Here is a 15,155-nt window from a genome sequence, read left to right as displayed (position 1 = left end):
TTCTTAATTATACATGATTTTGTGACTCAGCACCACTTAAAATTTACAAATTCTTAACACAATGTCAGACGTTAAAAAAAGTTACACCGAAGTGTAACTTTAGAGGTGAATATTAATTCTCTTTTGGTTCCCACTCTAAATGGGATTGTAATATTTGTTTAATGTCAGTGAGATGTGTTTCATCAAGTTTATAATAGTAAGCATCGGTAACCATGTCAGAACCTTTTATTTCTAAATGATCGATTGCTAAGTCTTTATTTAATGCATATGGAGCAAAACTTTTGATTTCATCAAACGACATGTTTGTTTTCATATTGTCGCCAACAACACTAATTAAATCATTCGCGTTTAAAACAGCATTGACGGAAATAGAACGTTTTAAGATAGCACTGATAATCATTTGTTGACGTTTTCCCCGTTCGATATCGTTGTCAAGTTTACGTGTTCGAGCAAGAGCTAACGCTTCTTCTCCATTTAAGTTTTGTTTACCTGGCAATAAGTGAATCGCATCTTTATTATCATTTGAATCCATTTCATAAAGTTCATAAGGGACTTCTACGTTTATGCCATTCAATTCATCAACGATATCGATAAAAGCATCAAAGTTGATGGAAACAAAGTAATCAATCGGAATATCGAATAAATTCTCAATTGTTTCAATTGAAGCTTTTGGCCCCCCGTATGAATGAGCGTGATTGATTTTTGTATGAGTATCTCTTAAAGGAACGTATACGTAACTATCCCTAGGGATGCTTAACATTTTAATACTGTGATCATTCTTATTAAATGTTGTTAAAATTAAGGCATCTGATAATCCGTTACTACTTGTATCTCTTCCTCCACCATTATCAACACCGATGAATAAGATTGATACATGATCTTTTTCAGGGTCAACAGTTATATCACGAAGCTCAGACTTATCGCGTCCTGCTGAATCAAACGCTTCATCAACAGCATTCTTAGCATTAAAATATATATTTGTTAAGTAAACGCCAATCATAATTAACAAGGCTACTAAAATAATAATAGTGGTACGAAGAATTTTCTTCTTTTTTTGCTTATGTTTCTTATATTTTCTGCGAGTTAATTTTTCGTGTGTCATTTTGAATCTCCTCATTTTAAAATAGTTTTCTAGGTCGATACTCATATCATACTAATAAAACTAAAATTAGTAAAATAGTTTTTTGATAAAAGGTGTTGGATTTAATCTAAGATTGAAACTATTGAAAAGATAAAGTTCACATTTAATTCCCTAAACAGGGTTGACTAATTAATCTAAATTAGATATTTTTAGAAGTGTTGTGTTAATATTTCGTTGTATGTATGAATAATTAAATAATTTGTAGACTATGGAGGATATTATGGAAGAAGAAATCAGTTTAAAGGAATTACTTCAAGCAATAATAAAAGGGAAAGTCTTAATAGGCATTATTACAGCCATGGCTGTTTTGATTGCTGCGGGGTATAGCTACTTCCTTGTTGATCCGGTATATGAAGGTAGAACAATTATTGGTTTCAACAAAGTATCGACAGCGCCACAGAATGTTCAACCATTGATTGATGAATTAACAACCATTCAAAATTTTGAAAATGTGTTGACGTCACCAGAAAGTGTTGTACCTGTTATTGAGAAGTTATCAATTGATCGTACATATAACAGTTTAACTAATCAAATTGAGATGTCTCGTCTTAATGAGGGGGAGGAGCATCTAGAAATTAAATTCACGTCATCTGATCAAACTGAAATCGAATCGGTTCTGTCAGAACTTGTCTTACAGACCAAAGTTCAATTAGGAAAGGCGTTGAGTAATCGGTTTGATCTACTAATTGATGAATATGAGAGACAAATGCTTGAAGAAGAAAAAAATATTGATCAAGCCGTTGCTGCCTTTAACAATTTAAATGCACATGAGAAGCTACCAACTTTAATGTTAGTTAATGAGAACACATCTGGTAATCAGTATTTGTTAGATGTAAGTGAAGCTTATTTAGAAGAATTCCGACTATTAGATAAAACGTTACAAGCTGAATATAACAAAGCACTTGATAAAATTGACAAGCACACTGAGCTTTATAACTTTTACAGTGGTAAATTAGACGAAGTGAATAGTGTAAAGGATATGAGCATCATTGATGTGAAAGTGAATACCGTTACGGCACCAAGAGCGACAATAGACCCGATTTCTCCGAATAAATTATTGAACATTGCTATTGGCCTTGTATTGGGACTAATGATTGGGGTTTTTGTGGTGTTATTCAAGAATTATTGGAATGATGAGGCTTAAGTGTTATCGATAAAATCATGTAATTTTATTATTAATCTATAAGTTAAACCTGATATTACGCATGTTTTGGCTGCTTTTAAGTGGCTAAGACATGTTTTTTATTTATTCTTTTGTAGTAGTTTGAGTATTAATGTAGAACTTGAAATGTTGATACTAAACTGATTATCTTATTCAGGATCAATACTGTAAAGAGGGATTGAAATCTGTACGGTGGGTTATTTTGAAATTTGCTTTTTGTTTTATAAATTAATCCCACAAGTTAAAATAGCCTTAATGTAATAACCTAGTTAGATACGCTCACCTAAAAATCGTGGAAGATATTAAAAACATTAAACAGGTTTAGGTCTATCTTTTAAGAACTAAACCTGTTTAAGTCAAAGTATTATTCCGTTTGCCAACCTGCTAAGAAAAGTAACTTTGAGAGCAACTATAGTTCTTTTGCAAGATTTTTAATAAGCTGTTTTACATCGTTACCAATTTCTTTGTTTTGCATTGCAAACTCTAATGTCGTTTGAACAAAACCGAATTTCTCTCCAACGTCATAACGTTTACCTTCAAAGTCATAAGCGTATACTTTTTGAATTTCATTCAACATTTGAATCGCATCTGTTAATTGAATCTCACCACCTGCTCCAACTTCTTGACGTTCTAAGAAGCGGAAAATTTCAGGATTGAAGATATAACGACCTAAAATAGCTAAGTTAGAAGGGGCCGTTCCTGGTGAGGGTTTTTCTACAAAATTATTAACCTCATACAGACTATCATCTTGTTTCCCAGGGTCAACAATTCCATAACGATGCGTAACGCTATCATCGACCTGTTGAACACCAATAATTGATGATTCAGTTTTTTCGTATTGCTTGATGAGTTGTTTAAGACAAGGGATATCACTTTGGACAATATCATCACCTAAGAGTACTGCAAATGGCTCATCGCCAATAAATTTACGCGCACACCAAACAGCATGGCCTAAACCTTTCGGTTCTTTCTGTCTTATGTAGTGAATATCTGCGAGTTTTGTTGATTGTTCAACTTTCTTCAATAATTCTAGTTTGTCTTTTTCTTTTAAATTAGCTTCAAGTTCAGGCGCGAAATCAAAATGATCCTCAATAGCTCGCTTACCTTTTCCTGTCACTATAATAATATCTTCAATACCAGAAGCAACAGCCTCTTCAATGATGTACTGAATCGTTGGTTTATCAACAATTGGTAACATTTCTTTTGGCATTGCTTTAGTTGCTGGCAGGAAGCGTGTCCCTAACCCGGCAGCTGGAATAATCGCTTTTTTTACTTTTTTCATACTATGAACCTCCATTATATCCGTGTTTATAATTACGTCTTACTAAAATAGTAACACTTTTCCATGTGAAAAACTATATCATTTACTCAACATTGTATAATTTACCTCAGGGATAGTCCTAGATAACATAAAGTACATATGTTTCGAAAGACAAGTTAGATAGAGAGGACTAATAATATAACAATCGGTCATAAGTGGATTGATTCAATATGTGAAAGTCTGTTATAGTTCAACAATTGTATTTAGTGTTGAAGACAAAATAACGAGCATTAAATGTTAACCTTTGAGTGAAATTAAGTTAGGTATAAATAAAAGGTATGTACATGAGTGTTTTTCGTTCATTGAAAAACTATATATAATCCAATCAAACCGCAGCTAAGACCAATGTATCATATGGTAAGAGAATTCACTTTCAAAAAAATTACAATTAGGCTGTAATTTATTTTGGATTGTGCTATAATCTACTTTGTGCATATTTTGACGTATTTCATATATGCGCCTAACTACAAACTTCAGGAGGCCCATCTCATATGGAAGAATCGATTTCCTTAAAAGAAATGACCACGGTTATTAAAAAAAGACTAGGTATGATTATTGCGACATCTTTGTTACTCGCTGTAATAAGCGGTGTGTTTACTGTTTTCTTTGTCAATAAAGAATATCAAGTAAGTACGCAATTCCTTGTCAATCAACAACAGACGGACCAAACCAATACAATTCAACAAAGTGATATTCAAACAAACATTAAACTGATCAATACATACAATGTGATTATCAAAAGTAGCCGTATATTAGAAGAGGTCGCAGATGAGCTTGATTTAGAACTCACCGCCTCACAACTAGGTAGTAAGATTTCGGTCTCAAATGAGAATGAATCACAGGTTGTGACTGTGACGGTAAAAGATGCTAATCCACTGCTTGCAGAAGATATTGCGAATACGACGGTTGATGTATTCCAAGAAGAAATTTATGAACTGATGAATGTAGATAATGTGAGTGTTTTAAACAGAGCAGATGCTGGTATGAACCCTTCACCAGTGAGCCCTAACTTAACAATGAACATTGCGATTGCTTTTATATTAGGTGCTATGCTTTCAGTTGGTGTGACATTCTTACTTGAATACTTAGATACGTCAGTGAAAACAGAAGAAGATATTGAAAACTATTTAGACCTACCAGTGATTGGAACGGTCTCACACATGTCAGAAGCGGCCATTCAACAAACGGCATCAAAGCATCACCGTGCAAGTAAAGAAAGAGGGGCGTAATATATGGCAAGACGAGAAAAACAAGCAAAACAAATGTTTAGACATTTAATCACGAGAAACAATCCACGTTCTCCTATTTCTGAGCAGTTTCGGACGATTCGAACGAACTTACAGTTTTCTGCAGTGGATGGTGATTTAAGAACCATGCTAGTCACATCATCAGGTCCATCGGAAGGTAAATCATCTACGGTTGCCAACCTTGCGGTTGTCTTCGCCCAACAAGAAAAACGTGTACTCTTAATAGATGCGGATTTACGTAAACCAACGGTGCATTATACGTTCCGTGCTGATAATCGTCGTGGCTTAAGCAGCGTTCTAGTCGGTGACTTTTCACTGCTTGATGCCGTATCAAAAACAGAAGAATCTACACTCCATGTGTTACCATCTGGACCGATTCCGCCAAACCCGTCTGAACTACTCGGCTCTAAAGCGATGGTCAAGTTAATTGAAGAAGCAAAAGAAATTTACGACTTAATTATTTTTGATACACCTCCTGTCCTTGCAGTAACTGATGCGCAGATTCTCGCTAATATTGTTGATGGATCACTGCTCGTTGTTCGTAGTAAAGTAACGGATAAAGAAGCGGCTTTAAAAGCAAAAGAATTGCTTTTACCAGCAAAATCAAAATTACTTGGTGTCGTATTGAACGATAAAGAAATGCCGAAAGGCCATTACTATTATTACGGACACTAATAGTAAGTTGCAGTTCCTGAATAATTGAACGACTATAGTTGTTACCGGTAAACAAGGTGTGTTTAACAAAGACATAGACTTATCAGTAAAATACAAGAGGTGCATAATTTTTATGATGTGTGCCTCTTTTTTACATACTTTTATTTAAATGGGAAAGATTAAAGGGAAAGGTCAATGAAATATAGGTGGTACGTCTCAACATGTATGCGATTGATTGAACGACTCGATGACTCGCTGAAAATATGTAATATAGTCAGGTGGATATTTCTTCTCGAACAGTTGGTGGTAAATTCTCGCATAATTAGAATACAGCCATGTGTGATAATATTCTCTCTAACATCCGTTGAATCAAATAAACCTTGGATAAGAGTATTATGTTATATTTAGAATTTAAGAAAATAGCAGACTAAAAGTAAAGTTATTTGTAGAAAAATGAACTTATTGTAACATCAGCATGATTAAATAAGTAGTGAAGTTATAAAATAAACGCTTTTATATCTTCTTATGGTCCTATGGTAATGTGTTCATTGGGGAAAATACAGAAAAATGTCACTTAAAAGGTTCCAATTGGTGGTAAAACATGCTATACTTTTTCAATGAGTGCGAAAAATAAAGGAGAACGATTATGATTGATATACATTGTCACATATTACCGGATCTAGATGATGGTGCTAAACATATGGAAGAGAGTGTAAGAATGGCAAGGCAAGCGGTGGATCAAGGTATTCATGCGGTAATCGCAACCCCGCATCATAAAACAACACGGTATGAGAATGATCGTCAAACGGTGCTTGAATCTGTTCGTCAACTTAATAACCGATTACGAGAAGAGCATATTCCGTTGAAGGTGCATCCTGGTCAAGAAATTCGTATTTTTGAACATATGGGACATACGTTTGATGAAACAGAATTGTTGTCACTCAATGAGACAGGTGTTTATGTGCTTATCGAACTACCCTCTCATGAAATACCGCGATATACCGATCACTTGATTTATAATTTATCTACACAAGGATACATACCCATTATCGCGCACCCGGAACGAAATCAAGTCATCTTAGAAAATTCAGATATTTTATATGAATTTGTAAAAAATGGTGGGCTCTCTCAAGTGACTGCCTCAAACCTTACAGGGAAATTAGGTAAAAAGGTGCGTCATTTTAGTGAGTCACTTATAGAACACAACCTAGCGCATGTGATTGCGAGTGATGCGCATCATATTGAACACCGAGCGTTTGACTTACAGGACGCTTATCAGAGTGTAAGAAAACGCATGGATACAGCGTATGTCAAACAGCTCTCTGAGAATGCATATGATATTTTAAATGGTGAACGCATTCATTCATATGAACCGACGCGGCTAAAATCAAAAGGTCTATTTGGTTGGTTTAAATGAGTAAACACCAACAGAAAGAAGGGGTCCCATGAGTTACCGAAAGCGGATGCTTTTATTAATTTTATTAGATTCAATTATCGTCGCATCAGCTGTCTACATTGCCTCGTGGATTGTTTATCCATCGATGGAGATCTTCAGCATGAATACTTTACTTATATCAGCTCTCACTTTATTATTGTCGCACCACCTATTTGCTTTTATGTTTAAGTTGTATCATAAGGTATGGGCATATGCGAGTATTGGTGAACTCGTTGCGATTGTAAAAGCTGTTAGTCTATCTATTCTCACGACAGGTGTTGTACAATTTTTTGTTAACAATTTTTCTACCTATCGTCGTGCTCTTGTTGTCACGTGGTTATTACATATATTATTTATCGGTGGTTCCCGGTTTGCTTGGCGGGTGTATCGTGATCGGTTTATTGTTGATCAGACCGATAAAAAGCGCGCGCTTATTGTCGGGGCTGGTTCAGCTGGTGCGATGATTGCGCGGCAGTTAAAGAATGAAGCACAGCACTCGGAACTTTGTCCGGTCGGTTTTATCGATGATGACCCAGATAAGCAAAGACTTGAACTGTATAACTTATCTGTTGTTGGGACGAGTGAGGATATTCCAAAGGTCGTTAAACAAGAAAGTATTGATCATATTGTGATTGCGATGCCATCACAAACGAACGGGAATTTAAAACGGATGATTGCCCTTTGCAATGAAACAAAAGCAAAAGTACAAATCTTACCGAAATTAGAAGACATCGCATCTGGTAAGGTAACAATCAAAGCCCTTCGAAATGTGGACGTCGAAGACGTCTTAGGCCGGCCATCAGTTGAACTTGATATTCAAGCGATCAGACAAGATATTGAAGGACACACCGTACTTGTCACCGGGGCTGGTGGTTCAATTGGTTCAGAGATCACTCGGCAATTAATGAGATTCAAACCAAAAAAAATGTTACTTCTTGGTCACGGTGAATACAGCATTTATAATATCGATATGGAACTGAAGCAATTATATAAAGACCAAGGTATTGAAATTGTTCCGATTATTGCCGATGTCCGAGACCGAAGCCGTATTTTTGACGTTGTCAGAACGTATCAACCAACCTTTATTTATCACGCAGCTGCGCATAAGCATGTGCCGTTAATGGAATACAACCCCCATGAAGCGATTAAGAACAATGTGATGGGGACAAAAAATGTCGCTGAAGCGGCTGATCACTATCATGTGGATACCTTTATTTTAGTGTCAACAGATAAAGCAGTGAACCCGACGAACGTAATGGGCGCAACGAAGCGTTTAGCTGAAATGGTGGTTGAAGACTTAGGGCGTAAAAGTGAAACGACGTTTGCGGCAGTGAGATTTGGTAATGTGCTTGGTAGTCGGGGGTCAGTGATTCCACTCTTCAAAAAACAAATTGAAGCAGGCGGTCCTGTTACTGTCACTCACCCTGATATGACGCGTTACTTTATGACAATTCCTGAAGCCTCGCGACTCGTGATTCAAGCGAGCACACTAGCAAGTGGTGGGGAAGTGTTTGTCCTTGATATGGGTGAACCGGTGAAGATTGTTGATTTAGCGAAAAACTTAATCAAGTTATCCGGTTTAACAGAAGATGAGATTAAGATTAACTTTTCTGGTATTAGACCAGGTGAAAAAATGTATGAAGAATTGCTTGATGATAAAGAAATCTTACCTGGTGAAGTCTATGACAAGATTTATGTTGGTAGAACAGGTCAAATTGATATGGAAAGTGTGTTACAATTATTAGCGAGATTTAAAGATTATACACCCGATGAGTTAAGACAAGCACTCATGGGTATTGTCTATCATTACGATCAAGCAAGAATCAATCAAGCACTAAGTACTCAGGGCTAGACAAGTAAGGCCTTTAAACAAGAAAATAAAAAGTCTATACACGTGACTTTATAAATCAAGAAAAAGTTTAGGCGTCTTAATGATTAATATAGTTTGATGGATTCGTTGTTACGTGGTGAAACAGGTTGTTAGAGGTCAGTCGCTTACCAGACGTTCAATGTTCATATAATCATTGATTAAAAAGTCTGAAATTAAGGGAATGGCGACAATGAGAACAAATGAAGCTGGTTTTACTCTTGTAGAAGTAATCGCAACGGTGAATACTCTTTGTATCATATTAGTCATCGCCGTACCAGCAATCACTTAAGTCATTGAACAATCCAATCGCGAAAGTTGTGATATTAGTGTAGAAGTAGTCGAACAACACTATCATCATTTCTTGATGTTAGAAGGATTAGATCACACGGGTACGCTGTTTGAAAACTTTCTATCTGAACAGATAGATTACAACCCAAATGACCATACGTTTATTTATGAAGAAGGTCATGTCCGTTGTACAATCCATCAACCAACAAGTACAGGTGAGGAAGAAATTGATCCTGTACCTTGGCTTTAATGTTTACTGATTATAAAGTGTAAGCGACTAAATCCAAAACAATCTGTTTGACTATATTAATAAGTAACAAAGGCTGGAGTTAGTCTTTACTACAAGACTGACTCCAATCCATTTCTATACAAGATTGGATGATTAGACCGAGGTGAGTATGGTGAAAGGACAAAGAGGGGCTAGCCCAGTAAAATTAACAGTTCTAACAGATAATCAAAAATGTACATTTTAAAAAATAATTGTAGGTTGTCTCAACCAATTATATAAGAAGATATGGAGGTTTGAGGTGGCAATAGAATTTAAAGATAGAAGTGAAATCTATAATGATTTAATAACTAGTGTGGCTGAAAAAGAAAGTTTGATTTTCAATTATGAAGAAAAAGAAGTCTATGAACTCGCTTATTTAATCAAATGGCAGATTGTTGAGGATGCCGTTAAAGAGATTGGTAAACTTCAAAGAAAAGAAAACTTAATGATTAAATTAAATGAGTGGATTAAGTACTTAAACGCAGATTCTAAAAAACAACCTAAAATTATCAACTCATTTAGAGTTGATTTAGATAGTATTCCCAACGAAGAGTTAATAAAACAATTCTTCTCAAATGGAAGATTGCCTAACTTATATGACCTATTGAAGTCAAAAGGGAAATATAGGAATAGAAGGAATGACATCGCACATAGATTTAGTAAATTTAGAAATCAGTCTAAATACAAAGAGTACTCAATAAAAGTAGACGCTGCAATTAATGAACTAATTGAGTCTTTAAAAATATAAAATTGAAAATCAAGAAGGTGCTAAATACATAAAAGCACCTCTGTTCAATACATAGACTTTATATAAGGAAGGATGACGGTAAATGGCTGAGAATAAAAAGATATGGCTCGCTTCACCACACATGAGTGATGAAGGCTATGAAATGCAATATGTACAAGAAGCATTCGATACAAACTGGGTAGCCCCACTTGGACCGAATGTAAATGAGTTTGAGAAAGAACTTGCAGCGAAAGTTGGTTCAAAACATGCTGCAGCTATGACTTCTGGTACAGGAGCCATTCATCTAGCTCTAAAAGCTGCTGGTGTTGGTGAAGGGGATATCGTGTTCTGCCCAACTCTAACTTTTTCTGCTACAGCCAATCCGATCATCTATCAGAACGCAACTCCTGTCTTTATCGATAGTGATTATGAAACTTGGAATATGGATCCAAAAGCATTAGAGGCAGCCTTCGAGAAGTATGGTGATAAGGTGAAGGCTGTTTTAGTTGTGCACTTGTATGGTCTTTCAGCTGATATGGATAAGGTCATGGAGATTTGTAATAAGTATGATGTGACAGTCATTGAAGACGCTGCAGAGTCACTAGGTGCTTATTATAAAGGAAGACATACTGGAACCTTCGGTGAGTTTGGAGTGTTCTCGTTTAATGGAAATAAGATTATCACTACTTCTGGTGGCGGAATGCTTGTTTCTGATGATGAAGAGAAGATAAAGAAAGTTAGGTTTTGGTCCACTCAATCAAGAGATGCAGCAAGGCACTACCAGCATAGCGAATTAGGGTTCAATTACCGTATGAGTAATGTCGTTGCTGGAATTGGTAGAGGCCAGCTTAAAGTTTTAGACCAGAGAGTGGCGGAGAAGAAATATATTTTTGAGTTTTATATGAGAGAACTTGGTCAATTAGAGGGCGTCAAGTTTATGCCGATCAATGAATGGAATGAGCCTAACTATTGGTTAAGCGTTATGACATTGAAAGGGAAAGTTAGACCTTTAGATGTTATGGAAGCATTAGAAGCTGAGAACATTGAATCAAGGCCTGTATGGAAGCCAATGCATTTGCAGCCGTTCTTTGCTGAGTATGATTATGTAGGTGGAGATGTAAGTGAGATGCTGTTTGAGAATGGCGTGTGTTTGCCATCTGATACTAAGATGACGGATGAGGATCTTGAGAGAATTTGTTCAATTATAAAGGGACTATGGTCTAAATAAGAAGTAGGTGCTAATAGATGCAGCGTGAAGTTAAAGAAGAAGATAAAATGAACAAAGGCATATACAGAAGATTTCTCAAACGACCAATGGACTTCATTTTGTCTTTGATGGCAATTATCGTTTTAAGTCCTGTACTTATAATCGTTGCGGTTCTTGTTAGGTTTAAGCTAGGTAGCCAAGTACTGTTTAAGCAGAAAAGACCTGGGCTTAATGAGAAGATCTTCACCATGTATAAGTTCAGAACAATGACAGATGAGAAGGACGAGAATGGTGAGCTGCTTCCAGACTCAGTTAGGCTTACTAAGTTTGGTAGGATGCTAAGATCAACATCAATAGATGAACTTCCGGAGCTATTCAATATTCTCAAGGGTGATATGAGCATTATAGGGCCAAGGCCATTACTGATTCAATACTTGAAACTTTACAATGACCATCAAATGAGAAGACATGAAGTGAGACCTGGTCTTTCAGGACGTGCTCAAGTCAATGGGCGTAATGCGATCAGCTGGGAAGATAAGTTCAATCTTGATGTTGAGTATGTTGATAATGTTAGCTTCATTGGTGATTGGAAGATTATTTTTCTTACTATAAAAAAGGTTTTTGTTAAAGAAGGTATTAGTTCAGATACATCGGTTACGATGGAGCCGTTTAGGGGAACTAAGGTTGAGAATTAAGACATTTAGACTTTAGAGGTTACCGCAATCATACATTTATTACTTCAGAAAAGCTAATTGATCATAAGTATAAATCACTATTTCAGAGAGGAATGTACTGTTCATGAAAGACAAATTGATTATTATTGGTGCCAGTGGACACGGTAAGGTTGTTGCTGACATCGCAATAAAAATGAATAAGTGGCAAAGCATCGCATTCCTCGATGATGACGAGTCTATTAAGGCATCTATGGGGTTAGAAGTCATCGGTAAGACTACTGATGTTTTTACATATAAATATGAAGCTGATTTCTTTGTTGCTATTGGTAACAATGCTACAAGGGAGAAGATTCAAGAGAAATTGATAGATGAAGGGTTAAGAGTAGTTAGTTTGATTCATCCCAGTGCAGTTATTGGTACGGACGTTGAGATCGGTATTGGGACAGCGATGATGGCTGGGGTTGTTATTAACAGCTCTTCTAGAATTGGTAATGGTTGTATCATCAACACAAGTTCTAGCCTAGATCATGACAATGTTATTGAAGATTATGTTCACATATCCCCTGGGGTTAGAGTTGCAGGAAGTGTAAGAGTTGGCAAGGGAAGTTGGCTAGGAATAGGAAGTGTTGTAAGCAATAACGTAAGCATCTGCAGTGGTTGCAAAGTAGGTGCAGGGGCTGTGGTGGTTAAGGATATTACTGAGCCTGGAACGTATGTTGGGGTTCCGGTTAAGAAGATAGATTAAAAACTATTGATTGGAGAATATAAAATGGAATTACTATTTAAAATACTTTTTTACATAAGCGCATTTATTATAGTTTGGGGCATGGTAGGCTATCCAGTATCTTTAAAGATAATTGGTAAGATCTATAAGTCTAGAAAACTAAAGAAGGACTACAACCATCAGCCAACGGTTACAGTTATGGTTGTAGCACATAATGAAGAAAAAGTAATTCTTGATAAACTCCAAAATATCATTGAACTAGATTACCCCAAAGAGAAAATCGAGTTTTTAATATCATCAGATAATAGCACTGATAGAACGAATGAAATAGTTAAGAAATTTATTGCTGATCATTCTGAATATAACATAAGGCTTTACGAAGTTAAAGCACGTATGGGAAAAACTAATGCACAGAATGAAGCGCAAAAAACAGTAGCGACAGAGTATCTTGTGATGACAGATGCAAATTCAATGATGGATAAGAATGCAGTTAAAGAGTTGATGGCTGCATTTACATCGGATGATATTGCATATGTTTCTGGACGACTTTCTATTGTGAATCAGGAAGCTAGTGATGTAAGTAATGCTGAGGCAAGTTACTGGGATAGTGATTTAGCAGCAAGAGAAATTGAAGGAAGAATACAAACTATTACCGCTGGTAATGGGGCCTTATATGCATGCAGGACAAAAGGTTATTATGACTTCAATCCTATTCAATGCCACGATAGTGCAATGCCTCCATTGTATGCACTTGAAGGTAAAAGAGCAATAGCAAATCATGATGCAATCGCTTATGAAAAAGCTGGGGAAGTCATAGAAGATGAATTCGGTCGAAAAGTAAGAATGAACCGGATTATTCTTAAGCACATTTTACCTGACATCAGGATTCTGAATGTGTTCAAGTATGGCTGGTTTTCTTACTTTTATTTTGGTCACAGAACTTGCAGATATTTACTTTGGATATCACATCTTTTGCTTTTCGTATCAAGCGCTCTACTGATTAGGGAATCGTGGATATATTCAGTTGCATTTTTAGGACAAACTATATTTTATCTATTAGCATTGTTACGTGCAGTTACAAAATCACAAAATAAATATCTAACTTTGATTTACTATTATACAGTTACAATAATTGCTCAGTGGGTTGGCGTTTATCGAATAATAACGGGTAAAGCTAGACCGTTTTGGGAAAAAGCTGAGAGTACAAGGTAGGGGGGATGAAAGAATGAAAATAACTATCGCCGGAACAGGCTATGTAGGATTATCTAATGCAGTTCTTTTAGCACAACACAATGAAGTAATCGCCTTAGACATTATAAAAGAAAAAGTTGATATGATTAATAATAAAAAATCTCCAATTATCGATCCAGAGATTGAAGAATATCTTGCTACAAGAGATCTTAATTTACGAGCAACGACGGACAATTATGAAGCTTATAGAGAAGCTGATTATGTCATAATTTCAACACCTACTAATTATGATCCAGAGAAAAATTACTTTAATACGAGAACTGTTGAGGCTGTTATTGCTAACGTATTGTCCATCAATCCCGATGCAGTAATGGTGATAAAATCGACAGTGCCAGTTGGATATACTGAGTCTATTAAAGAGAAATTTGATACACAAAATGTAATCTTCAGTCCAGAGTTCTTGAGAGAAGGAAAAGCACTATATGATAATCTTTACCCATCAAGAATTGTTGTTGGAGAGCAATCTGAAAGAGCTAAGGTGTTCGCTGAACTATTAGCGTACGGTGCAATCAAGAAGGACATTCCAATTCTTTATGCAAATCCTACTGAAGCAGAAGCAATTAAGCTTTTTGCTAACACTTATCTTGCATTAAGAGTTGCTTACTTCAATGAACTTGACTCCTATGCTGAGATAAGAGGTCTTGATACTAAACAAATCATTGAAGGTGTAGGACTGGATCCACGGATAGGGTCTCACTATAATAATCCTTCATTTGGTTATGGTGGATATTGCCTACCCAAGGATACAAAGCAGTTATTAGCCAACTACCAGGATGTCCCCCAAAACATAATGGGGGCGGTAGTAGATGCAAACCGTACAAGAAAAGACCATATTGCAGAGATGATTATTAAGAGAAATCCTAAAATTGTAGGCATCTATAGACTAACGATGAAAATGGACTCAGACAACTTTAGGCAATCAGCAATTCAAGGAATTATGAAACGAATTAAGGCAAAGGGTATTGAGGTTGTGGTATTTGAGCCAGCTCTTAAAGAGGATGAGTTCTACCATTCAAGAGTCATTAAAGATTTTGAAGAGTTCAAACAGATTTCGGATGTCATCGTTGCTAACAGACTATCTGATGAGATTAAAGATGTGGTGGATAAGGTTTATACGAGAGATTTATTTAGTAGAGATTAAGAGACTGACTGATTTAACTTGGATAGTTTAAGAAAGGATTGAGTA

15 protein-coding genes are annotated in these 15,155 nt (G+C 36.1%); 13 read left to right on the top strand and 2 right to left on the bottom strand.

From position 1 onward, the window contains the following. Positions 1-112: 112 nt before the first annotated feature. Positions 113-1,102, bottom strand: coding sequence for an LCP family protein (locus tag BM098_RS08385; protein ID WP_089832333.1), 990 nt, complete (start codon positions 1,100-1,102; stop codon positions 113-115). A 259-nt stretch (positions 1,103-1,361) separates the two neighbouring features. On the opposite strand from BM098_RS08385, the gene BM098_RS08380 reads away from it, so the two are divergent. Then, on the top strand, positions 1,362-2,285 hold the full coding sequence (locus BM098_RS08380) for a Wzz/FepE/Etk N-terminal domain-containing protein (protein ID WP_159430153.1): 924 nt from the start codon (positions 1,362-1,364) through the stop codon (positions 2,283-2,285). A 427-nt stretch (positions 2,286-2,712) separates the two neighbouring features. On the opposite strand, the gene galU is transcribed toward BM098_RS08380, so the two are convergent. Beyond that, positions 2,713-3,585, bottom strand: a complete 873-nt coding sequence (gene galU, locus BM098_RS08375) for a UTP--glucose-1-phosphate uridylyltransferase GalU (RefSeq protein WP_089832329.1) — start codon at positions 3,583-3,585, stop codon at positions 2,713-2,715. A 530-nt stretch (positions 3,586-4,115) separates the two neighbouring features. On the opposite strand from galU, the gene BM098_RS08370 reads away from it, so the two are divergent. From BM098_RS08370 to BM098_RS08325, 12 genes are all read left to right on the top strand, one after another. After that, positions 4,116-4,853 carry a YveK family protein gene (locus BM098_RS08370; RefSeq protein ID WP_089832328.1) on the top strand — a complete coding sequence of 246 codons (738 nt, stop codon included), beginning with the start codon at positions 4,116-4,118 and terminating at the stop codon, positions 4,851-4,853. A 3-nt stretch (positions 4,854-4,856) separates the two neighbouring features. Continuing rightward, a complete protein-coding gene (locus BM098_RS08365; protein WP_089832326.1) occupies positions 4,857-5,546 on the top strand; it encodes a CpsD/CapB family tyrosine-protein kinase in 690 nt (229 codons plus the stop codon). A 625-nt stretch (positions 5,547-6,171) separates the two neighbouring features. After that, on the top strand, positions 6,172-6,942 hold the full coding sequence (locus BM098_RS08360) for a tyrosine-protein phosphatase (RefSeq protein ID WP_089832324.1): 771 nt from the start codon (positions 6,172-6,174) through the stop codon (positions 6,940-6,942). A 28-nt stretch (positions 6,943-6,970) separates the two neighbouring features. Beyond that, entirely contained in the window at positions 6,971-8,812 is a 1,842-nt protein-coding gene (locus BM098_RS08355) for a polysaccharide biosynthesis protein (RefSeq protein WP_089832321.1), read from the top strand. Positions 8,813-9,020: 208 nt separating this feature from the next. Further along, the gene (locus tag BM098_RS13985; RefSeq protein ID WP_373863179.1) at positions 9,021-9,119 is read left to right on the top strand and encodes a pilus assembly FimT family protein; all 99 of its coding nucleotides are present in this window, start codon (positions 9,021-9,023) and stop codon (positions 9,117-9,119) included. Positions 9,120-9,194: 75 nt separating this feature from the next. After that, positions 9,195-9,368, top strand: coding sequence for a hypothetical protein (locus tag BM098_RS13455; RefSeq protein WP_159430152.1), 174 nt, complete (start codon positions 9,195-9,197; stop codon positions 9,366-9,368). Positions 9,369-9,645: 277 nt separating this feature from the next. Beyond that, complete coding sequence (locus BM098_RS08350; RefSeq protein WP_089832319.1) at positions 9,646-10,134, top strand: hypothetical protein; 489 nt, start codon at positions 9,646-9,648, stop codon at positions 10,132-10,134. Between the two features lie 82 nt (positions 10,135-10,216). Continuing rightward, a complete protein-coding gene (locus BM098_RS08345) occupies positions 10,217-11,341 on the top strand; it encodes a DegT/DnrJ/EryC1/StrS family aminotransferase (RefSeq protein WP_089832317.1) in 1,125 nt (374 codons plus the stop codon). 17 nt (positions 11,342-11,358) lie between these two features. Further along, positions 11,359-12,015: a sugar transferase gene (locus tag BM098_RS08340; RefSeq protein ID WP_089832315.1), complete on the top strand. Its 657-nt coding sequence runs from the start codon at positions 11,359-11,361 to the stop codon at positions 12,013-12,015. Between the two features lie 103 nt (positions 12,016-12,118). Beyond that, positions 12,119-12,739: an acetyltransferase gene (locus tag BM098_RS08335; protein WP_089832313.1), complete on the top strand. Its 621-nt coding sequence runs from the start codon at positions 12,119-12,121 to the stop codon at positions 12,737-12,739. A gap of 24 nt (positions 12,740-12,763) precedes the next feature. Continuing rightward, positions 12,764-13,930, top strand: coding sequence for a glycosyltransferase family 2 protein (locus tag BM098_RS08330; RefSeq protein ID WP_089832311.1), 1,167 nt, complete (start codon positions 12,764-12,766; stop codon positions 13,928-13,930). Positions 13,931-13,943: 13 nt separating this feature from the next. Then, a complete protein-coding gene (locus BM098_RS08325) occupies positions 13,944-15,110 on the top strand; it encodes a nucleotide sugar dehydrogenase (protein ID WP_089832309.1) in 1,167 nt (388 codons plus the stop codon). Positions 15,111-15,155: the final 45 nt, after the last annotated feature.

Origin of the sequence: Halolactibacillus halophilus, assembly GCF_900115605.1 — a bacterium.
Lineage (GTDB): Bacteria > Bacillota > Bacilli > Bacillales > Amphibacillaceae > Halolactibacillus > Halolactibacillus halophilus.
This window is presented reverse-complemented; position numbering and strand designations above follow the sequence as displayed.